This is a genomic window from Mesorhizobium sp. WSM4845 (assembly GCF_055811455.1).
The window spans coordinates 50,958-72,020 of sequence record NZ_JBVVQA010000007.1 but is presented as its reverse complement, the minus strand read 5'-3'; the positions used below and the strand labels follow the sequence as shown (position 1 = coordinate 72,020).

22 protein-coding genes and 1 pseudogene are annotated in these 21,063 nt (G+C 62.7%); 20 read left to right on the top strand and 3 right to left on the bottom strand.

Going from position 1 to position 21,063, the window contains the following annotated elements; all coding sequences use genetic code 11:
• The first annotated feature begins 95 nt into the window (after positions 1-95).
• The 3 genes from dapA to AC0L2C_RS10610 all read left to right on the top strand — a co-directional run bounded on the left by dapA (position 96) and on the right by AC0L2C_RS10610 (position 2,475).
• Positions 96-977 carry a 4-hydroxy-tetrahydrodipicolinate synthase gene (gene dapA, locus AC0L2C_RS10620; protein WP_236371719.1) on the top strand — a complete coding sequence of 294 codons (882 nt, stop codon included), beginning with the start codon at positions 96-98 and terminating at the stop codon, positions 975-977.
• Positions 978-1,223: 246 nt separating this feature from the next.
• Positions 1,224-1,703: an SsrA-binding protein SmpB gene (gene smpB / locus AC0L2C_RS10615; protein WP_128172698.1), complete on the top strand. Its 480-nt coding sequence runs from the start codon at positions 1,224-1,226 to the stop codon at positions 1,701-1,703.
• 28 nt (positions 1,704-1,731) lie between these two features.
• Entirely contained in the window at positions 1,732-2,475 is a 744-nt protein-coding gene (locus AC0L2C_RS10610; protein WP_287068709.1) for a glycoside hydrolase family 25 protein, read from the top strand.
• Here AC0L2C_RS10610 and AC0L2C_RS10605 read toward each other — a convergent pair.
• Together AC0L2C_RS10605 and AC0L2C_RS10600 are read right to left on the bottom strand one after the other, a co-directional pair.
• Positions 2,444-3,121, bottom strand: coding sequence for a uracil-DNA glycosylase (locus AC0L2C_RS10605; RefSeq protein ID WP_373420431.1), 678 nt, complete (start codon positions 3,119-3,121; stop codon positions 2,444-2,446). The genes AC0L2C_RS10610 and AC0L2C_RS10605 overlap by 32 nt on opposite strands.
• Positions 3,118-3,699: a LabA-like NYN domain-containing protein gene (locus AC0L2C_RS10600; RefSeq protein ID WP_023800773.1), complete on the bottom strand. Its 582-nt coding sequence runs from the start codon at positions 3,697-3,699 to the stop codon at positions 3,118-3,120. The genes AC0L2C_RS10605 and AC0L2C_RS10600 overlap by 4 nt, the downstream gene beginning before the upstream one ends.
• A 320-nt stretch (positions 3,700-4,019) precedes the next feature.
• Here AC0L2C_RS10600 and rpoZ point away from each other — a divergent pair, with 320 nt between their 5' ends.
• The 4 genes from rpoZ (at position 4,020) to AC0L2C_RS10580 (ending at position 8,032) form a co-directional block, all read left to right on the top strand.
• A complete protein-coding gene (gene rpoZ, locus AC0L2C_RS10595) occupies positions 4,020-4,421 on the top strand; it encodes a DNA-directed RNA polymerase subunit omega (protein WP_023800772.1) in 402 nt (133 codons plus the stop codon).
• Positions 4,422-4,532: 111 nt separating this feature from the next.
• Positions 4,533-6,761, top strand: a complete 2,229-nt coding sequence (locus AC0L2C_RS10590; RefSeq protein WP_287068708.1) for a RelA/SpoT family protein — start codon at positions 4,533-4,535, stop codon at positions 6,759-6,761.
• Positions 6,762-6,963: 202 nt separating this feature from the next.
• Positions 6,964-7,542 (top strand): orotate phosphoribosyltransferase, encoded by a 579-nt coding sequence (gene pyrE, locus AC0L2C_RS10585; RefSeq protein ID WP_023800770.1) that lies wholly within the window; start codon positions 6,964-6,966, stop codon positions 7,540-7,542.
• A 109-nt stretch (positions 7,543-7,651) separates the two neighbouring features.
• Complete coding sequence (locus tag AC0L2C_RS10580) at positions 7,652-8,032, top strand: VOC family protein (RefSeq protein ID WP_473523322.1); 381 nt, start codon at positions 7,652-7,654, stop codon at positions 8,030-8,032.
• Between the two features lie 116 nt (positions 8,033-8,148).
• On the opposite strand, the gene AC0L2C_RS10575 is transcribed toward AC0L2C_RS10580, so the two are convergent.
• Positions 8,149-8,652: a MarR family winged helix-turn-helix transcriptional regulator gene (locus AC0L2C_RS10575; protein WP_023800768.1), complete on the bottom strand. Its 504-nt coding sequence runs from the start codon at positions 8,650-8,652 to the stop codon at positions 8,149-8,151.
• A gap of 83 nt (positions 8,653-8,735) precedes the next feature.
• Here AC0L2C_RS10575 and AC0L2C_RS10570 point away from each other — a divergent pair, with 83 nt between their 5' ends.
• The 13 genes and pseudogenes from AC0L2C_RS10570 to AC0L2C_RS10510 all read left to right on the top strand — a co-directional run bounded on the left by AC0L2C_RS10570 (position 8,736) and on the right by AC0L2C_RS10510 (position 21,059).
• Positions 8,736-9,281, top strand: a complete 546-nt coding sequence (locus AC0L2C_RS10570) for a DUF417 family protein (RefSeq protein ID WP_473523321.1) — start codon at positions 8,736-8,738, stop codon at positions 9,279-9,281.
• Between the two features lie 3 nt (positions 9,282-9,284).
• Entirely contained in the window at positions 9,285-9,854 is a 570-nt protein-coding gene (locus tag AC0L2C_RS10565; RefSeq protein ID WP_287064367.1) for a putative glycolipid-binding domain-containing protein, read from the top strand.
• A 364-nt stretch (positions 9,855-10,218) separates the two neighbouring features.
• Entirely contained in the window at positions 10,219-10,620 is a 402-nt protein-coding gene (acpS, locus tag AC0L2C_RS10560) for a holo-ACP synthase (RefSeq protein WP_023800765.1), read from the top strand.
• An 89-nt stretch (positions 10,621-10,709) separates the two neighbouring features.
• The gene (gene lepB / locus AC0L2C_RS10555) at positions 10,710-11,459 is read left to right on the top strand and encodes a signal peptidase I (protein WP_473523320.1); all 750 of its coding nucleotides are present in this window, start codon (positions 10,710-10,712) and stop codon (positions 11,457-11,459) included.
• 3 nt (positions 11,460-11,462) lie between these two features.
• Positions 11,463-12,188: a ribonuclease III gene (gene rnc, locus AC0L2C_RS10550; protein WP_473523319.1), complete on the top strand. Its 726-nt coding sequence runs from the start codon at positions 11,463-11,465 to the stop codon at positions 12,186-12,188.
• Positions 12,185-13,120, top strand: coding sequence for a GTPase Era (gene era / locus AC0L2C_RS10545; protein WP_473523318.1), 936 nt, complete (start codon positions 12,185-12,187; stop codon positions 13,118-13,120). Before rnc ends, era begins: the two co-directional genes overlap by 4 nt.
• 42 nt (positions 13,121-13,162) lie before the next feature.
• A pseudogene (locus tag AC0L2C_RS10540) lies at positions 13,163-14,087 on the top strand (aminoglycoside phosphotransferase family protein).
• 41 nt (positions 14,088-14,128) lie between these two features.
• Positions 14,129-14,905, top strand: a complete 777-nt coding sequence (gene recO, locus AC0L2C_RS10535; protein WP_023800760.1) for a DNA repair protein RecO — start codon at positions 14,129-14,131, stop codon at positions 14,903-14,905.
• A gap of 268 nt (positions 14,906-15,173) precedes the next feature.
• On the top strand, positions 15,174-17,915 hold the full coding sequence (locus AC0L2C_RS10530) for a DUF2339 domain-containing protein (protein WP_287229967.1): 2,742 nt from the start codon (positions 15,174-15,176) through the stop codon (positions 17,913-17,915).
• A gap of 92 nt (positions 17,916-18,007) precedes the next feature.
• Positions 18,008-18,223 carry a type II toxin-antitoxin system VapB family antitoxin gene (locus AC0L2C_RS10525; RefSeq protein WP_287229966.1) on the top strand — a complete coding sequence of 72 codons (216 nt, stop codon included), beginning with the start codon at positions 18,008-18,010 and terminating at the stop codon, positions 18,221-18,223.
• Positions 18,224-18,518: 295 nt separating this feature from the next.
• Complete coding sequence (locus AC0L2C_RS10520; protein ID WP_023800756.1) at positions 18,519-19,037, top strand: sigma-70 family RNA polymerase sigma factor; 519 nt, start codon at positions 18,519-18,521, stop codon at positions 19,035-19,037.
• The gene (locus AC0L2C_RS10515) at positions 19,034-19,825 is read left to right on the top strand and encodes an anti-sigma factor family protein (RefSeq protein ID WP_128170817.1); all 792 of its coding nucleotides are present in this window, start codon (positions 19,034-19,036) and stop codon (positions 19,823-19,825) included. Before AC0L2C_RS10520 ends, AC0L2C_RS10515 begins: the two co-directional genes overlap by 4 nt.
• Positions 19,826-19,961: 136 nt before the next feature.
• On the top strand, positions 19,962-21,059 hold the full coding sequence (locus AC0L2C_RS10510) for a peptidase C39 family protein (protein ID WP_287229965.1): 1,098 nt from the start codon (positions 19,962-19,964) through the stop codon (positions 21,057-21,059).
• Positions 21,060-21,063 lie beyond the last annotated feature (4 nt).

The window sequence follows — 21,063 nt, the reverse complement described above, 5'->3', positions numbered from 1 at the left end:
AAAGGACGCTGTGGCACTTTTAATTTGGCGCATGACCTTTCCGTGAATCGGCTCCGATTTCGGGCTCATGCGCCAGTCCCAAGGAGTTGGACGACATGCTGAGAGGCTCGCTTACCGCGCTCGTGACACCGTTCGAAAAGAGCGGCCGTTTCGACGAGAAAGCGTTTCGCGCCTTCATCGCCTGGCAGATCGCTGAAGGCACGACCGGCGTGGTTCCGGTCGGCACCACCGGCGAGTCGCCGACGCTGTCGCATGACGAACACCGCCACGTCGTCAAAGTGTGCGTCGAGGTGGCAAAGGGCCGCGTTCCGGTCGTCGCCGGCGCCGGCTCCAACAACACCGAGGAGGCGGTTGGCCTGGTGCAATATGCCGAGAAGGCCGGCGCCGACGCGGCACTCGTCGTCACGCCCTACTACAACCGGCCGACGCAGCGCGGCCTCTATGCGCATTTCGCTGCCGTCGCCAAAGCGACCAGCCTGCCGATCATCATCTACAACATTCCGCCGCGCTCGGTGATCGACATGATGCCCGAGACGATGGGCCAGCTGGTGCATGACTTCAAGAACATCGTCGGCGTCAAGGACGCCACCGGCAAGGTCGAGCGGGTTTCCGAGCAGCGTGCCACCTGTGGCAAAGATTTCATCCAGCTTTCCGGCGAGGACGCCTCGGCGCTCGGTTTCAACGCCCATGGCGGCGTCGGCTGCATCTCGGTGACGGCGAACGTCGCGCCGCGGCTGTGCGCCGAATTCCAGGAGGCGACGCTTTCCGGCGACAACGCCAAGGCGCTGGACTTGCAGGACCGCCTGCTGCCGCTGCACAAGGCGATTTTCCTGGAACCCGGCGTGTCCGGCGCGAAATATGCGCTGTCGAAGCTCGGCAAGGTCGAGAACGTGCTGCGTTCGCCGCTGGTCACCGTCGAGCCGTCGACCGCCGAGAAGATCGATGCGGCCATGAAGCACGCCGGCTTGATTAACTAGCGAGCCCGTTTGGAAACTCTACTCCCGCGGCCAACTGAAGGCGTCACCTGCGCTTCCGGTGCTCACGTACTATATGTACGTTCCGCTCCGGTTCTCGCATGGCCCCGAAAGCGTTCGCTTTCGGAAAGGACCATGCGCAAACTCAGACTTCTAGAGCGTCCTTTGCGCGTTTAAAAAACGCGCGGCGCTCTAGTGCCACCATCATCTGACTCGCAGGAGCGAGTTTCGAAACGGACTCTAGACGTCATGAACCAGGTCAGAAAAGCCGATCCCAACAACAAGACCGTTGCGGAAAACCGCAAGGCGCGGTTTTCCTACGAGGTGCTCGACACGATCGAGGCCGGCCTGGTGCTGACCGGCACCGAGGTGAAGTCGCTGCGCCAGGGCCAGGCCAACATCCAGGACAGCTACGCCTCGGTCGAGGGCGGCGAGATCTGGCTGATCAACTCCTATCTGCCGGAATATCTGCAAGCCAACCGCTTCAACCATGAGCCGCGCCGGCGCCGCAAACTCCTGCTCAACAAGCGCGAGATGGCCAAGCTGTCGCAGAGCGTCGATCGCGAAGGCATGACGCTGGTGCCGCTAAAAATCTATTTCAATGAAAAAGGCCGGGCGAAGCTTTTGCTCGCCGTCGGCCGCGGCAAGAAACTGCACGACAAGCGCGAGACCGAAAAGCAGCGCGACTGGTCGCGCGAAAAGGGCCGGCTGCTGAAGGAGCGTGGGTAGGCCGGGAGCCACTCTTTTGAAGAACCGGATGAGGAACCGGATTGTCTTTTGGGGTGCGGCCAGCCTGATCCTGGCGTGCCTTGTCACGGCCGCCGGCTATTTTTACTCCCGACCGTTTTCTCCGGACCGCAGCAAATATCCGGTCAGGGGCATCGACGTTTCGCATCATCAGCGACAGATCGACTGGCGGCGTGTAGCCGCCGACGATGTCGCCTTCGCCATCATCAAGGCAACTGAAGGCGGCGACCACGTCGACGATGCCTTCGCCGCCAATCTGCGTGAGGCGCGAGCGGCTGGTCTGGCGGTCGGCGCCTATCATTTCTTCACCTTCTGCCGGCCTGGCGCCGATCAGGCGAAGAATTTCATCTCCGTCGTGCCGCGCGATCAAGCGCTGCTGCCGCCGGTGGCGGATATCGAATTCGTCGGCAATTGCCAGCGGCGGCCATCGCCCGAAGAATTGAGTGTTGAACTCTCGGCTTTCCTCGGCCCTGTCGAGGCAGCTTTCGGCAAGACGGCGATACTCTACGTGACCGACGACGCGGCACGGGCCTATGCCGGCCAGATTGTCGGCCGCCGGCGCTGGGTTCGTTCGCTGGCGCTGCAGCCAGGTCATGACGACTGGATCTATTGGCAGTACCACGACAGCGGTCGCGTCGACGGCATCATCGGGGATGTCGATCTGAATGTGCTTCAGGGCGGGCCGGAGAAATTGGCCGAGCTGTTTGCGTCACCGCCCGAATCTATCTCTCCAGAAACGCCGCTATCTCCCTGAAGACGTTGACGAACATTGCTTCCGTCAGCACGCCGGTGTTGGTGTTGTAGCGCGAGCAATGATAGCTGGAAAACAGCGTCACGCCATTGGTTTGCTGCTGCCCGCCATGCTTGAACGGATAAGCGGCGACACGCTGGCCGAGCGCCCGCACGGTCGACTGGTGCGCGATCGAGCCCAGCGCCAGCACGGCGCGCAGGTTCTTGAACCGCGCGATCGTCGGCACCAGGAACGTCCGGCAGGTGGCAATCTCGGCGCCGGCCGGCTTGTTGTCCGGCGGCACGCAGCGAACTGCATTGGTAATCGCCGTGCCGACAAGCTCCAGCCCGTCATCGGGCCGCGCCTTGAATTGGCCGCGGGCAAAGCCGTGTGCGATCAGCGTGTTGTAGAGCAGGTCGCCGGCAAAATCGCCGGTGAAAGGGCGTCCGGTGCGGTTTGCGCCGCGCAGGCCCGGCGCCAGTCCGACGATCAGCAGCCGCACCGCATCCTCGCCCTCGGGTGGCAGAAAGGTTGGCACTGGTGCATTGAACCAGGACGGCTCGCGCTGCCGCCATTGCGCGATAAAATCATGCAGCCGCGGGCAGAGCGGGCAATCGCGGTCGGGCTCGGAGGACGCGACCAGGGGAGCGGTCAAGACCGCCGCCGTCAATACTCGTCCTCGTCGACTTCGGCCGGTTCGGGCCGGCGCACCGGCCGCTCTGACGGATCGCGGCCGACATCGCTCTTCAAGGTAATCAGGTCGATGAAATGATCGGCCTGGCGGCGCAGATCGTCGGAAATCATCGGCGGCTGCGAAGCCATGGTCGAGACGATCGAGACCTTGCGCCCGCGCCGCTGCAGCGCCTCGACCAGCGTGCGGAAATCGCCGTCGCCGGAAAAGATGACATAGTGGTCGACGACATCGGCGAGTTCCAGCGCATCGACGGTCAGCTCGATGTCCATATTGCCCTTGATCTTGCGGCGGCCGGTCGAGTCGGTGAACTCCTTGGCCGGCTTGGTCACCACCTTGAAGCCATTATAGTCGAGCCAATCGATCAGCGGCCGGATCGAGGAATATTCCTGATCCTCGACCAGCGCGGTGTAGTAGTAGGCACGCAGCAGGTAGCCGCGCTTCTGGAAGTTCGACAAAAGCCTGCGGTAGTCGATGTCGAAGCCGAGCGCGCGCGAGGTGGCGTAAAGATTGGCACCGTCGATGAAAAGGGCGATTTTTTCACGAGGGTCGAACATGGAAATATTCCTTTTCGAAAATATGCGGTCGTCTAAATGCGCGTGACTATCGGTCAGCTTGAAATAACCGGCTGACCTTCGTCATTCGAGATAACGCCGGTTTTACGGCAATCCAAGGGTATGATGCTGCATAGCAAGCAATTGTGATCGGTGCCGCATGTCGCAGGCGGCGCGCGCCCAGACTGGCCTTGGCCAGACCCCGGGCCCAGGCCCCCAGGCCCGGCATTGTCCGGCACTGCCAAAAAGCTTGTATTTTGGCGGCGTTCGGGTTATGGACCGCGCCTGTTTTCCATCAAATCCAGGCATGAAAGGGGCAGCTCATGGCCCGCGTAACCGTTGAAGATTGCATCGACAAGGTCAACAACCGCTTCGAGCTCGTGCTTCTGGCCGGCCACCGCGCCCGTCAGATCAGCCAGGGCGCGCAGATCACCGTTCCTCGTGACAACGACAAGAATCCGGTCATCGCGCTGCGCGAGATCGCCGAGGAGACATTGTCGCCCGACGACCTCAAGGAAGACCTGATCCACTCGCTGCAGAAGCATGTCGAGGTCGACGAGCCGGAAGCCGACGGCGAGGCGATCGCCGACCAGACCGGTACCGCCGCTGCGGCAACTGACGCGGACGACACCGAGGACAACATCACCTTCGACCGCATGACCGAGGAAGACCTCCTGGCCGGCATCGAAGGTCTGGTGCCGCCGGAAAAAAGCGACGATTATTAATCTTCCCACCGGCCGCCGACACTTTCGCGCCGGCGGTTTCGTGGTTATCTATGACATGCGCCGTACGCCAGTGCGGCGCATGATTCATTTCAGCACTGCGAGATCCCGCCCATGATGCGTCAGTATGAGCTTGTCGAGCGCGTCCAGCGCTACAAGCCTGACGTCAACGAGGCGCTGCTCAACAAGGCCTATGTCTACGCCATGCAGAAGCATGGTCACCAGAAGCGCGCCTCCGGCGATCCCTATTTCTCGCATCCGCTCGAAGTCGCCGCCATCCTCACCGAAATGCACATGGATGAGGCGACCATCGCGGTTGCCTTGCTGCACGACACCATCGAGGACACCACGGCGACCAGGGCCGAGATCGACGAGCTGTTCGGCCCGGAAATGGGCAAACTGGTCGAAGGCCTGACCAAGCTGAAGAAACTCGACCTCGTCTCCAAGAAGGCCGAGCAGGCGGAAAACCTGCGCAAGCTCTTGCTGGCGATATCAGAAGACGTTCGCGTGCTTCTGGTCAAGCTTGCCGACCGCTTGCATAACATGCGCACCCTCGACCATGTCCCCGAAGCCAAGCGCCTGCGCATCGCCGAGGAAACGATGGATATCTATGCGCCGCTGGCCGGGCGCATGGGCATGCAAGGCATGCGCGAGGAGCTCGAGGAGATCGCCTTTCGCTTCATCAATCCCGAAGCCTACCGCGCCGTCACCGCGCGGCTCGCCGAAATCTTCGAGCGCAACAAGGATGTGCTGTCCGAGATCGAGAAGGCGCTGTCCACGCTGTTCGACAAATATGCGATCAAGGCCGAGGTCAAGAGCCGCCAGAAGAAGCCGTGGTCGGTGTTCCGCAAGATGGAGGCCAAGGCGCTGTCCTTCGAGCAGCTGTCCGACATTTTCGGCTTTCGCGTCGTCGTCGATACCGTCGAGGACTGCTACCGGGCGCTCGGCGCCATCCACACGGCGTGGTCGATGGTGCCCGGTCGCTTCAAGGACTACATCTCGACGCCGAAGCAGAACGACTACCGTTCGATCCACACTACCATCGTCGGACCGTCGCGGCAGCGCGTCGAGCTGCAGATCCGCACCTATCAGATGAACAAGATCGCCGAATATGGCGTTGCCGCGCATTCGATCTACAAGGACAGCGGCGGCAAGGTGAACGGCACTGCCCATGCGATCTCGAAGGAGACCAACGCCTATGCCTGGCTGCGGCGCACCATCGAGCAGCTTGCCGAAGGCGACAATCCCGAGGACTTCCTCGAAAACACCAAGCTCGAGTTGTTCCAGGACCAGGTTTTCTGCTTCACGCCCAAGGGCATGCTGATCGCGCTGCCGCGCGGCGCCACGCCGATCGATTTCGCCTACGCCGTGCACACCGATGTCGGTGACACCTGCGTCGGCGCCAAGGTCAACGGCCGCATCATGCCGCTGATGACCGAACTGAAGAATGGCGACGAGGTCGAGATCATCCGCTCCAAGGCGCAGGTGCCGCCGGCGGCATGGGAATCGGTCGTCGTCACCGGCAAGGCGCGCTCGGCGATCCGCCGCGCCACCAAGAACGCCATCCGCAAGCAGTATTCGGGTCTCGGCATCCGCATACTGGAACGTGCTTTCGAACGGTCAGGCAAAATTTTTACCAAGGAAAGCTTGAAATCGGTGCTGCATCGGCTGGCACGCAAGGACATCGAGGATGTGCTGGCCTCTGTCGGCCGCGGCGAACTTGCCTCTACCGATGTCATCAAGGCGGTGTTTCCCGACTACAAGGACGAGCGCATCACGCTGGCGGCGCCCAAGCAGCGCGAGGAGGGCTGGTCGAAGATCCGCAACGCCGCCGGCATGCTGTTCCAGATTCCGGGCCGCGCCGCACGCAAGGACAAGGACCAGCTAAGGGACGGCGCCGTACCGATCCGCGGCGTGCGCGGCGACCTGCCGGTGCGCTTCGCGCCGGAAGGTGCCGTGCCCGGCGACCGCATCGTCGGCATCGTGCAGCCGGGGACCGGCATCACCATCTATCCGATCCAGTCGCCGGCGCTGCAGGCCTTCGACGACCAGCCAGAACGCTGGATCGACGTGCGCTGGGACATTGACGAGCGCACCAAGGAGCGGTTTCCGGCGCGCGTCTCGGTCACCGCCATCAACGCGCCGGGCTCGCTGGCCGACATTGCGCAGGTCGTTGCATCCAACGACGCCAACATCCATACATTGTCGATGGTGCGCACCGCGCCTGATTTCACCGAAATGCTGATCGATCTCGAAGTCTGGGACCTGAAGCACCTGAACCGGCTGCTGTCGCAGCTCAAGGACAATTCGAGCGTCAGCGATGCACGGCGCGTGAATGGGTGAATGGCGAGAGTAGTGAATAGTGAATAGTGAATAGTGAATAGTGAATAGTGAATAGTGAATAGTGAATAGTGAATAGTGAATAGTGAAAGAAGGGTGCTCTCACTGCAGACTACTGACTACTGACTACTGACTACTGACTACTGACTACTGACTATTCACCATTCACTATTCACTATTCACTGCCATCCACATGGAGCGAACAATGAACACCGACGAAGTGCTGGGCGTTTTCCGTGAAGCCGGTGCCGTTCTCGAAGGGCATTTCATCCTGACATCGGGCTTGCGTAGCCCGGTCTTCCTGCAGAAGGCGCGGGTCTTCATGCATGCCGACAAGACCGAGCGCCTGTGCAAGGCGCTGGCCCAAAAAATCCGCGCTGCTGTGTCCGGCAGGATCGATTATGTCGTCGGCCCGGCGATCGGCGGGCTGATCCCGGCTTACGAAACCTCGCGCCATCTTGGCGCACCGGCGATCTGGGTCGAGCGGGAAGCGGGCGAGTTCAGGCTCCGCCGCTTCGAGATCGCCAGCGGGTCGCGCGTCGTCATCGTCGAGGACATCGTCACCACCGGCCTGTCGATCCGCGAGACCATCGACTGCCTGCGCGCGCTTGGCGCCGAGGTGGTTGCCGCTGCCTGCATCATCGACCGCTCGGCCGGCAAGACCGATGTCGGCGTGCCGCTGATCGCGCTCGCCGAATATGAGGTTCCGGCCTACCCGGCCGACAGGCTGCCGCCCGAGCTTGCCGCCATACCGCCTGTCAAGCCGGGCAGCCGCAACATTTAAGGCATGTCGCCTAAAAGCATGCCTTGGGCTTGAACCGGGGCTTGAACCGAGGGTGCGTAGCGGTTTTGGGACACGACCTGCTAAAACAAACATTAACTGAGGCGCTACCGTGATTACCGGCATCGATCATTTCGTGCTGACCGTTCGCTCCGTCGAAGACACCTGCGCCTTCTATCAGCGCGTGCTCGGCTTCAAGCGCCTCGACGAGCCGGACCGGCCGACGACGCTGCTGTTTGGAACGCAAAAGATCAATGTGCATGAGGCAGGCCACACTTTCGAGCCGAAGGCCAAGGCGCCGACGCCGGGCTCCGCGGATTTTTGCCTGGTCGCCGCGCGCCCGCTCTCGGAGATATGTGCCAGCCTGGCTGCCAATGGCGTGGCGATAGAAGTCGGGCCGGTCGAGCGGATCGGAGCCCGTGGCCCGATGATGTCCGTCTATTTCCGCGATCCGGACGGCAATCTCGTCGAGATCAGCTGGTACAACAGGTAACCGGAATTTTCGGCGCGAACGAGCGCATCGGCAAGTCGGCTTGCGGGCAACCGTGTTCACGCCCGCCGCAGCCATCATCGAGGTGCGACGCGCTTTAGTTTTGCCAAAGCCACAGCTCAGGCCAGTTCCGCTTCCACAGGGCAGTCAAGGCAAGCGGTATAGTTGCAGAGCCGGCAAATACGGTATGCATGGTCCTCGGTGCTGACGAGCCCACGCAACAGCTTGGCGGCAAGGTTACCGAATTCCTGCAGCTCCTCCTGACTTAGAACAGCGAGCGCTGACGCGAGCCCTTTCTGGCGAGCGGAAAGAATAGCACTGCAGGTCGTCTCGCCCAAAGGAGTGAGCCTTAGCGCTACCGCGCGATGGTCGTCAGGCGCCGAGAACCGAGCCGCCAATCCCTCCGCGACCAGTCGATCGACCAGTCTGACGGTGCCCGAATGGGACAGTGACAATGCGCGGCGCAGCCTCTCGATCGACAGGCCCGGTACGTGGCCAATGAGGGTGATCGCGGAAGCCGCTGGGCCGGGCTCCGGTGCTTTGGCCTGAGCGTCCCGCTGCAAAATGTCCGCAAAGGCGAGCGCTAGAGCGCCAATCACATTTTCAATCCTGGAATCGGTCATCGCCAAAAAATATATGCTCGGAGCATATACATCAAGGTCGAATTATTATATGCTTTGAGCATACAAATCGAAAGGAGAAGGCCATGTTCACCTCTGCAACCGCCAACGCTCCGTTCGTGGCGCGCATCAATCAAGCTGGCTACCACCTTGCTGCCGTCGGTCGCGCGGTAACCCTTCTGGGGGTGGCGCTCCCTCTGCTGTTGATCGGCATTTTGAAATTTACTGCAATCGAGATCGAGGCGCTTAGGCCTTTCATCGAGAATACGCCTTGGCTGGCATGGCTCTATCCCGCGTTCGGATCTGCGGGAGCCTCCTACTTCCTGGGCGTGGTCGAACTGGTCACAGCGCTTCTGCTGATAGCATCTGTCCGCAGCGTTTGGGCCGGCCTCGTGGGGGGTGCCATCGGCTCAGTCATCTTCGCGCTGACATCCTCGACAATGTTCACCCTGCCGATCTGGGAAACGGGCTCCGGAGGGTTTCCCTTCCTCAACGGGTTAGGTGCCTTTCTGATCAAGGATGTCGCCTTGCTCGGAGTGAGCCTGGTCATATTGGGGAGCAGTCTTCAGCAACTCGTATCCGACCTCGGCCGAAAAATTGATCGTGGTGATGAACAACGCATCGAGAGGTGAGAGATGTCTCTACTCGCTATCTGGCGCAGGACGGACGAACCAGGGCACGATGTCGTGCAGCTAAAGCAGGCAGACCTCGGCTGGCACTTGAATGGAGCCGCTGTATACCTGTCGGATGCGGGCCCGGCACGTTTGGACTACACTGTGCAACTGGCCGAAGATTGGACGACCAAATCCGGCAGCGTTCGCGGGTTCATCGGTTCCCAGTCAGTTGATCTCACAATAATCCGCAACGAGACCGGCTGGACTGTCAATGGGCAGCGGCAGCCGGCGGTTCAGTCGATGGTGGATCTGGACTACAGCTTTACGCCGGCGACGAACCTACAACAAATTCGCAGAATGAACCTGAAGGTCGGCGACAAGGCGGATTTTCCGGTGGCCTGGCTGGTGGCTGGCGTGTCGAGTTTGGTTGTTCTGCCGCAAACCTACCATCGTGTGAGTGAGACCGAGTACATCTACGAGGCTCCCACAGTGCCATACCGTGCTACGCTGCTCATTCCCGAGGCTGGCTTTGCTCAAGATTACCCCGACGGCTGGGTTTTCGAGACCGGCAACGCCGGCCGCGCACTATAGGATTGCGGCTGAAGCTTGGCGCTCGCAAGCTGACATCCATGCAACTTGCTGCTTCGGGGCAAGGCGAACCCGTCGCATTTGGTTACCTCCTGTGGCAGACCATCGCGGCAGCGATTCGTTGTCTTGGGACTTGGGTGTCGCTATATCGAAGCCTTGGTTGCCTTCCGGCGTGCTTGAAGACCCGCTACCGGGTGGCCGGGGCCGGCGTATTGGATCAGGACAGGGACAGAGTGCTTTTTCGACGCCGCAAGCCTGATGGTCTTCTCGAGCGGGTGCGCACCTACGTATGGCCACGCCGCTCTTTCTCGCGCTCCATGCGCCTGACGAACAGAGCTGGAACGGCCGGACGGGAAGTTCCCGCTCAATGATCATTGGCATCGGCAGCGACCTGATCGATATCAGACGCATCGAAAAATCGTTGGAGCGCCATGGCCAGCGCTTCATCCAGCGTATCTACACCGAGGTCGAACAGGCCCGCTCCGAAAACCGCGGCGCCCGCGCCGCCTCTTATGCCAAGCGTTTTGCTGCCAAGGAGGCCTGCGCCAAGGCGCTGGGCACCGGTATGGCGCAAGGGGTGTTCTGGCGCGACATGGGCGTCGTCAATCTGGCCAGCGGCAAGCCGACCATGGCGTTGACCGGCGGGGCGGCGGCGCAGTTGGACAAGATCCTGCCTGAAGGGCACAGAGCGGCGATCCACCTCACCATCACCGATGATTTTCCGCTTGCTCAAGCCTTTGTGATAATCGAGGCGATGCCCGTCGAATAAGCGCCATATTGATCGCATCTGACCACCGGCATGACGTTGCCCAGCGCGCGCCGAGACTCTATACCAACCAACGCATAATCGAGGACGACATGAGCGTGGCTGAAAAATCCCAGAAGAAATCCGGCGGGCTTGGCGAAACCGTCAGCGTCATCGTCCAGGCGCTGTTGCTCGCTCTGGTCATCCGTACGCTTCTTTTCCAGCCATTTTCTATTCCGTCCGGGTCGATGCGGCCGACCTTGCTCGAAGGCGACTATCTCTTCGTCACCAAATGGTCCTATGGCTTCTCGCGCTATTCGCTGCCGTTCGGGCCGGACCTGTTTTCGGGCCGCATCTGGGGCGCCGAGCCGAAGCGCGGCGACGTGGCGGTGTTCAAGTTCCCGCCGGACCCCTCCGTCGACTACATCAAGCGCGTCGTCGGCCTGCCGGGCGACAAGATCCAGGTCAAGGATGGCCAGCTCTTCATCAACGGCGTCGGCGTGCAGCGCCAGAAGGTCGGGCAGATCGACAATCGCGACATCACCGAGGAGAGCGGGCCGGTCAACGTCTATCGCGAGACATTGCCGAATGGCGTCAGCTATGACACGCTCGACCTGATACCCAACTCGATCGGTGACAACACCCAGGAGTTCGACGTGCCGCCCGGCCACTATTTCATGATGGGCGACAACAGAGACAATTCCTCGGACAGCCGCTTCACCGTCGGTTTCGTGCCCGACGAGAACCTGGTCGGTCGCGCCAACCTCATCTTCTTCTCGATCGGTGGCAGCGCCAGCCCGCTCGAAATCTGGAAATGGCCGTCGCAGATGCGCGCGTCGCGCCTGCTCCATTTCGTCAAATAGGTCATGGTGGCGACAAAACGGCTGACCGTCGACGCGCTCGCCGAAGCGCTCATGGAGCGCACCGGCCACGCCTTTGCCGATCGACTGCGCTTGCAGCGCGCGCTGACCCATGCCAGCGCCCGCAGCAGCCATGCCGGCATCGACTATGAGCGTTTCGAATTCCTGGGCGACCGCGTCCTCGGCCTGGTCGTCGCCGACATGCTGCTGGCGGCGTATCCTGATGCTGCCGAAGGTGAGCTGTCGCTCCGGCTCAACGCGCTGGTCAATGCCGAGGTGCTGGCGGACATCGCCGAGGAGATCGGCCTGCCGGAGCTGATCCGTGCCGGCTCGGACGTACGCGGCCTGGACGGGCGCAAACGCGTCAATCTGCGGGCTGATGCGCTGGAATCGCTGATCGCCGTGCTCTATCTCGACGGCGGGCTGGAGGCGGCCCGCGCCTTCATCCACAAATACTGGCGGCCGCGCTCGCAGGCCATCGGTGCCGCCCGCCGCGATGCCAAGACCGAACTGCAGGAATGGGCGCATCAGGCGGCAGGCGCCGTGCCGGTCTACATAATTGACAGCCGCGAGGGACCGGACCACGATCCGCTGTTCACCGTCAGCGTCAAGGTCGGCGCCTATCCGCCGGCGACCGGCAGCGGGCGCTCTAAGCGCGAGGCCGAGCAAACCGCCGCTACTGCACTGCTGTTGCGCGAAGGCGTCTGGCTGAACAAGGGGAGCGCGGCATGACCGCCACCGAAGACGTCCCGCCGCCGGCAACAGAAGCCGCCACCACGCATTCTGGCTTCGTCGCGTTGATCGGCGCGCCCAATGCGGGGAAATCGACGCTGGTCAACCAACTGGTCGGCGCCAAGGTGTCGATCGTCACCCACAAGGTGCAGACGACGCGCGCCATCGTGCGCGGCATCGCCATCCACAATAACGCACAGATCGTCTTCGTCGACACGCCGGGCATCTTCAAGCCGAAGCGGCGGTTGGACACGGCGATGGTGACGACCGCCTGGGGCGGCGCCAAGGACGCCGACATCGTGCTGCTGCTGATCGACGCCGAGCGCGGCATCAGGGGCGACGCCGACGCGATCCTCGAACGGCTGAAGGATGTCCGCCAGCCGATGGTGCTGATCCTCAACAAGGTCGACCGGGTCAAGCCCGAGACGCTGCTGGCCCTGTCCGCGGCAGCGAATGAAAGAGTGCCGTTCAAGCGCACCTTCATGGTCTCGGCGCTAACCGGGTCGGGCTGCAAGGACGTGCTCGACTATCTCTCGGAAACCCTGCCTGCCGGCCCCTGGTATTACCCGGAAGACCAGATCTCCGACTTGCCGATGCGTCAGCTGGCGGCCGAGATCACCCGAGAAAAGCTCTATCTCAGGCTGCATCAGGAACTGCCCTATTCCTCCCATATCGAGACCGAGAAATGGGAAGAGAAGAAGGACGGCTCGGTGCGCATCGACCAGACCATCTATGTCGAGCGTGACAGCCAGAAGAAGATCGTGCTCGGCCACAAGGGCGAGACGATCCGTGCCATCGGCCAGGCGGCACGCATGGAGATATCCGGTATCCTTGAACAGAAGGTGCATCTTTTCCTGTTCGTCAAGGTGCGCGAGAACTGGGGCGACGACCCCGAGCGCTATCGCGAGATGGGGCTGGATTTTCCGCATTAGAGCATGTTCCCGAAAAGTGGGAGCCGGTTTTCGGAAAAGATCATGCTCGAACCAGAAGTCACTATCGACACAGCCCTCGTGAGCCGGTTGGTCGCCACGCAATTTCCCCGATGGAAGGATCTTGCTGTCCGGCCGGTTGCATCAGGCGGATGGGACGACAGGACCTTTCATCTCGGAGACCATATGCTGGTGAGGCTGCCGAGTGCGGCGGCCTATGCCTTGCAGGTCGAAAAGGAACATCGCTGGCTGCCAAGGCTTGCGCCTCTGCTGCCGCTGCCTGTCCCTGTCCCGCTGGCGATGGGAGCCCCGGTCGATGACTATCCCTGGCATTGGTCCGTCTACCGCTGGATCGAAGGCGAGACGGCGACGCTGGAGCGTATTGCCAGCCTGCCGCAATTCGCGGCCGGCCTGGCCCAGTTCCTGGTCGCCCTGCAACGGATCGATCCCGCCGGTGGACCGGCGCCAGGGCAGCACAATTTTTTTCGCGGCGGACCACTGAGCGTCTATGACGGTGAGGACCCGGCAAGCAATTGCAACCCTCGACGGCAAGATCGACAGGGTCGCCGCGAGCGCGGTGTGGGAAGCAGCGCTTGCCGCGACATGGCACGGCGCGCCCGTCTGGTTCCACGGCGACGTCAGTTGGGGAAACCTGTTGGTCAGGCAAGGTGCTTTGAGCGCCGTGATCGACTTCGGAACTTCAGGCGTGGGCGATCCCTCGTGCGACTTGGCGATTGCGTGGACGCTCTTCGAAGGGAAAAGCCGAGAGGTGTTTCGCGCCGGTCTTCAGGCCGATGAGGCAACCTGGGCGCGAGGCGGTGGCTGGACGCTATGGAAAGCGCTGATTACGGTCGCTGGCCATATAGACATCAATCCAATTGAGGTTGAAAAGTCGCGACGCGTGATCGATGAAGTGCTTGCCGATCACCTCCGCGCGGATCGCCGCGGAGGGCACCCACACAGCACCTGAAAAACTTGATTTCGCCACCGAAGCGATGACAAGCTACGTTCATGGAATGGCGCGACGAGGGAATTATTCTCGGCACCCGCAAGCATGGCGAAACCAGCGCCATTCTTGAGGTCATGACGCGTGCGCACGGCCGCCACCTCGGCCTTGTGCGCGGCGGCCGCTCGCGCAAGCAGCAGCCGGTTCTGCAGCCCGGCAACCGCGTCGACCTGTTGTGGCGGGCGCGACTCGACGAGCATCTGGGCACCTTCCAGGCCGAGGCGATCGAGATGAACGCCGCCCGGCTCATGGACAGCGCCGTCGCCATCTATGGGCTGCAGACCATGGCGGCGCATCTGCGCCTGCTGCCCGAGCGCGACGCGCATGACGGTCTCTACGAGACGCTGGCCGTGATGATCGCCCATCTCGACGATGCGGACGCCGCCGGCGAGCTGGTGGCGCGCTTCGAATTGCTGATTCTCGACGAACTCGGCTTCGGCCTCGATCTCAGCCAGTGTGCCGCGACCGGCGCCAGGCAGGACCTTGCCTATGTCTCGCCGAAGTCCGGGCGCGCCGTGTCGCGCGCCGCAGGCGCGCCATGGCGCGACAAGATGCTGGTGCTCCCCGAATTCCTGCAGCGCGGCTCCGGGCTGCGCGCCGATCCGGCGGCGATCGAGGACGCCTTCCGGCTGACCGGCTTCTTTTTTTCCCGCCATGTCTACGAGCCGCGCGGGATCGAGGCGCCCGGTGCCCGCACCGGCTTCCTCGCCGCCCTACGCAAGCACCATGCGGCGGGCAAAGAGATTGGCGCCGAGACCGCCGCCGGAGAAATCATTACATGAGCGACGTGGAACTCTTTCCAGGCCGGGTCTCGCCGCCCGGCCTCGGCACCATTCCACACGCCGACATCGGCTGAATATACCGGCCTGGAATTACTCCAGCGCATCATCGACAACAAATACAAGGCGCCGCCGCTGGCTTTCGGCACCGAAACATGCTCGATCTTTCCGCTCGCCAGTCTTTCCGCTCGCCAGTCTGGCGGCGCTGACTCGGCTGGCCGTCTGGCCGCCGTATTTGTCGGTCACTACTGGCTTGGTTGGGGGAACCGCCATGTTCGAAAGCCTGATCGGCCTCGTCGCGATCATCGCGCTGTTCGTCATTATCTCGCGCCAGCAGAGCCGCATCGGCCTGATCGAGCGCGAACTTGGTGCGCTGCGCAGCCTCGTGCTTTCGGGCGTCCATGTGGCCCCGCCGCAGGCCAAGCCGGTAGAACAGGCCGCAAACGACAGCATGCCGGCAGACGCGGCAATTGCGGCCGTCACCGACATTGCCCCGCCACCGGCGGGCGAAGCTGCTGCTGAGGAAAAGCCGCCCACGGAGGTTGAAGCCACGGAGGCTGCATCCGGACCGTGGGCTGCGGGTGAAGCGGCGCCGGCTGGGCCTGCACCTGCGCAACCGGTGGCCGCGACGGCGAAACCGGCCCAAAAACCCGATATTGAAACGGCGCTCGGCACCCGCTGGGCGGTCTGGGTCGGCGGCATCGCGCTGGCGCTGGGCGGGCTGTTTCTGATCCGCTACACCATCGAGGCCGGCATTTTCGGTCCCGGCGTGCGGCTGAGCATGGCAGCAATGCTCGGGCTGGTGCTGGTCGCCGTCGGCGAGTTCATCCGCCGTACCGGCTTCAAGGTGCCGGTGCAGGGAGTCGCCGGCGCCTATATTCCGGCGATCCTGACGGCGGCCGGTGCTTTCATCCTGTTCGGCACGGTTTATGCCGCGCATGGCGTCTACGGCTTCATCGGGCCGGCGCTCGCCTTCACGCTGCTCGGCGCCATCGGTGTGGCGACGATCGCAGCAGCCCTCGTCCATGGCAAGGCGCTGGCCGGTGTCGGCCTGCTCGGCGCGGTGGTGACGCCCATGCTGGTCGCCTCGCAGGCGCCGAATCCTTGGGCGCTGTTCGGCTATTTGGCGATTGTGCTCGCCGCTACCGGCGTGATCGCCCGCCTGCGCGACTGGAAATTGCTGATGGCGGCAGCGTTCGTCGGCACCGGCCTCTGGACCATTCTTTACATGACCGATGCGCCGGGCACCAACCTGCCTGTCGTCCTCTTTATCAATGCGGTGACCCTGGCGGTGCTCGCCCTCGTCTGGCTCGGCCGTCGCGGTGGCGAAGCAGAACCCGCCAGGGGCTTCGACTGGCCATCGGTCGCGCCTGGCTTCTTCGTCGGCCTTTCGGCGATGGCGCTGTTCGTCGACCCCGCATACGCTGCCGGCGATGCTCTGCCGGGTGCAGCCCTTATCGCAGCCCTGGTCGCGGTAGCGCTCTACCGACCGCTGGCGCTGGCGCTTCTGCACGCCGCAGGGCTGGCGACGGTTCTGGTCTATCTCGGCATCATTCCGCCAACCTCTGTCGTTTCAGACTTTTCGGGTGGCGCTCTCGGCGTCGATGGCCTGCCGGCGGCAGTTGCCGATACGCTGATACTCAGGATCGGCATCGTTCTCGGACTTGTGTTCATCGCAGCCGGCTTCTGGGCAGCGCGCAAATTTGCTGCATCGGCTCACATCCGCGCCGCCTCATGGGCGGCATGGGGCGTTGTCGCGCCGCTGGTCATTCTGTTGGCGCTCTGGTTCACCTTCGGCAATCTCGACCGCGATCTTGTCTACGCGGCGGTTGCAGCCCTTTTGGTGGTGGTCTTCGCCACCGGCGGCGAGTGGATTGCGCGCGGTGAACAGCCGCCGCTGCAGGGCGGTGCGGCCGTCTCGTTCGCGCTTGGCGGGGCAGCAGTCGCTGCCTTGCTGATGCTCTACATGGCCTTTGGGTCCGGCTGGACGACCATCTTTCTGGGTGCCGCGGCCATCGTGCCGGCGCTGGCCACCCGCTGGCGCGCCTACCCGGTGCTCGGCTGGATTTCGGTCGCTGCGGTCATCGCGGTGCTCGGCCGCATCGCCTTCGATCCGACAATCGTCGGCGCTGAATTCCTGTCGAGGACGCCGGTGTTCAACTGGCTGCTGCCGGGCTATGGCGTGCCGGCGCTTGCCTTCGGCTTCGCCGCCTGGCAACTCGCCCGCACCACAAATAGCCGGCCACGCCTCGCCATGGAAGCGGGCGCAGCGCTGTTTGCAGTGCTCACGGTTGCCATACTGGTGCGCCATGCCATGCATGGCGGCGTCATCGACATGGGTGCTGCGACGCTCGCCGAGCAGGCGATCTACACCCTGATCGCCATCGGCGCCGGCGCCATCCTGGTCGCCGTCGACATGCGCTCGCCAAGCTTGGTGCTGCGCTATGGTTCGCTTGCCGCGGGCGTCGTCTCGGTCGCCTTCATCGTCATCCAGCATTTTGTGGCGCTGAACCCGCTGTTTACCGACGAATCAACCGGCCGGATCCCGGTGTTCAACCTGCTGTTCCTCGCCTATCTCTTGCCGGCCCTCGCTGCCGGGGGGCTCGCGCTTTACGCACGTGACAAGCGGCCGAAATGGTATGCCGCGATGCTGGCGCTGGTGGCGGCGCTGCTCGCCTTCGTCTATGCGACGCTGTCGGTGCGGCGGCTGTTCAAGGGCGAGTTCATCGGCCTGTGGAGCGGCCTCGGTCAGCTTGAAACCTACACCTATTCCGCGCTGTGGCTGATCATCGGTGTGGCGCTGCTCACCGCCGGCGTCTGGCTGAAGTCGCAGGTGCTGCGCGTTGCGTCGGCCGCCCTGATCTCGGTCGCGGTGTTGAAGGTGTTCCTCTTCGACATGTCGGAACTGGAAGGCGTGCTGAGGGCGCTGTCCTTCATCGGCCTCGGCGCGGTGCTGATCGGCATCGGCCTGTTCTACCAGCGGCTGCTGACAAGAGCGGCCAGAGGAACCTAAGGAATCGTCTGTTTGAATGTCCAATAAAATGGAATAGTTGAAGGTTCAGCAGGAGATATTCAAAAGTGCCTCTCTAATTTCGCGACAAAGAAGTGGATGCGGTGGCCGCAAAATTGCAGTGTGAGATCAACGCTGCCAGTAAAACGGAAGCAGTGCGGATTGCACTTTTGCATGAACTTGAGCGTAACCACGCCCGCAAGCCTTTGCGTGACAGGATTGCGGTGTGGCAGGAGAAGTGTGCCGCGTTGGGGCCATCCGACCCCAACTTCGACATGAAGGCATTCACCGACGAGGCATGGGAAGACTGACGTTGGCGAGCCCGATCCGGGCGGTTCAACTGTGAGTGCCAATACGGCGTGGGATATTCCGCAGCGCTGGGGGATGCGAAGGAACTCGACGGCTCGATTGTAGATCGCTGCGCTTTCCGGCACATGCCACGACTCTGCCTTCCCTCTCAATCCCACCGGGAATAAACCAGTCCGCGCCAGCGTTATCATGTTGCTTGGGTGGCCGGGCGGCGGACCGCTTCGCGCTGGCCGCTTGCGCCGCGCTGTGAAGGCGCGTTCAATCGGATGAACAAGGGCGACCTCAGAACCAGCGGTCATGGACGAAAAGAAGGCAGCAATCCTGGGCGAGATACCACGCCTGCGCCGTTATGCGCGCTCGCTGCTGCGCGACCGCGATTCCGCCGACGATCTCGTTCAGGACTGTCTCGAGCGGGCGCTTGTGCGGCTCGACAATTGGCAGACTGGAGAAAGCCCCAGGAGGTGGCTGTTTACGATCATGCATCATTTGTTCATCGACCAGATGCGCAAGGTGAACCGGCGCGGCGAAGCAGCGATCCTGCCGCTGGAAGCGCGCGAGGCGCAGGCAGCGCCCGCTGAGCAGGTGGAGAGCATCGCCTCGCGCGAGATCATCGACGCGTTGCAGGCGATCAGCCCCGATCGGCGCGCAGCACTGGTCATGGTCGCCATCGAAGGCTTTTCTTATGCCGAGGCCGCCAACATCCTCGGCGTTCCGGCCGGCACGCTGATGTCGCGCATCGCGCGCGGGCGGGACGAGTTGCGCGGGCTGCTGGATGATGCCGCGCGGCGCCGGGCGATAAGGATCGTCGAGAAATGACCCGGCGCGACTTTTCCGAACGCGACATCCATATGGCCCTCGATGACGAGTTGCCGGTTGACGAGCGCGTGGCTTATGATGCCTGGCTCGAGGCCAATCCTGAAATGAAGGCGAGGAGCGTCCGCTATGTCGCCGACCGCGCAGCACTGCGCGCCGCCTTCGCCGGCGTGCTCGACGAGCCGGTGCCGGCGCGGTTGCAAAATATCGTGTTCGGCGAGGCGCCGGTCAAGACGGCGGCATCGAGCTCGCGCTGGTGGCGGGCGGCTGCCGCAGCGGCGATGCTGGCCATCGGCGGTGTTGGCGGTTATGTCGCCGGCATCGACCATCTCGGTGTGGAAGATCCGGCCGAGGACCAACTCGTCGAGCAGGCGATCGCAGCCCATGTCCTCTATGCCGCCGAGCAACGGCATGCGGTGGAAGTGCCGGCCAGCGACAAGGATCATCTGCAGACCTGGCTGTCCAATAGGGTCGGCCTGAAGCTGGTCGCACCGGATCTGGCGGCGCAAGGATTCCAGCTCGTCGGCGGTCGGCTGCTGCCCGCTGGCGAGAGCAAGGCCGCGATGTTGCTTTATGAGGACGCCAAGGGCGAGCGCATCTCGCTGTTCGTCACAGCGGAATCGGCCGAGAAGACCAAGGGCACTTATGGATCGGAAGAAGACGGCCCCGAGGCGATCTACTGGTTGGACAAGGGCTATGGCTGCGCCGTCGTCGGCTCGCTGCCGCGCGCGCAACTGACCGCAGTGGCGAAGAGCGCCTACAGCCAGCTTGTCGCCGGGCTTGCCAGCTGAACTGCGCTGTTTTTCAAAGCTTGCGTCTACAGAACCGAGGTGCGATAGCGCTTGACGGATGCTGGCGCTTCGGCTGTGTTGTCGACACTTCTGACCAGGCCTTTCCAAGAATCCAATCGAGGTTTTCCAAGCCCGCATGCCTGCCGAGATTCGCACGGCCCGCGCGTCCGACGTCGATGACCTCGCGGCGATCGAAAAAGCTGTTTTCTCTGGCGACCGCATTTCCCGCCGCTCCTTTCGTCAGTTGATCGAACGCGAGACCGCCGAGATGCTGGTTGCCGAAAACGACGGCCGCATCGCCGGCTATGCGGTCGTGCTGTTTCGCAAGGGCAGCGGAGTCGCGCGGCTCTATTCCATTGCCACCGGTCCGCTTTTCGGCGGGCTCGGCATTGGCCGCATGCTGTTGAAACGGGCCGAGGAAGCCGCCTTCGAGCACAACCGCATGATGCTGCGTCTCGAGGTGCGCGAGGACAACAGCCGAGCCATCCGCATTTACGAGCAGAGCGGCTACCGCAAGATCGGCCGCGAACCGGGCTATTACGAGGACGGCGCCACGGCGCTGCGCTACGAAAAGACCCTGCGCGGCGACATTCCGGTCGCCACCAGGGTGCCGTTCTACCAGCAGACCTGCGAATTCACGTGCGGCCCGTGCTGCCTGATGATGGCGATGGCCAATTTCGATGCCGGCTTCGTGCCCGACCCGGTGATGGAAATCCGTTTGTGGCGCGAGTCGACCACCGTTTTCATGATGTCGGGGCCGGGCGGCTGCGAGCCGTTCGGCCTCGCCGTTGCCGGCCACGAAAGCGGGCTGTCTGCCGAGATATATGTCTCCTTTCATGGTGCGCTGTTCCTGCAGTCGGTGCGCAGCCAAGACAAGCGCCGGGTGATGGAACTGGCGCAGGTCGACTTTCGCCGGCGCGCGGAACGTTACGGCATCCCGGTGAATTACCGTCCATTCGCCATCGACGATATCCGCACCGCAATCGCAGAAGGAAAACTGGTGTTGGTCCTGATCAGCGGCTTCCTTATGTTCGGCAAGAAGGTTCCGCACTGGGTGCTGGCCATCGGCGACGATGGCGACCATATCCTGATCCATGATCCCTGGGTCGAAGACGAGAGACAGGAGACCATCCTTGATGCCGCCAACATTCCGGTGCCTTACGGCATCTTCATGAACATGGCGCAATTCGGCCGCGATGGATTGCGTGCCGCCATAATCCTCGGAAAGCGCTGAAGAC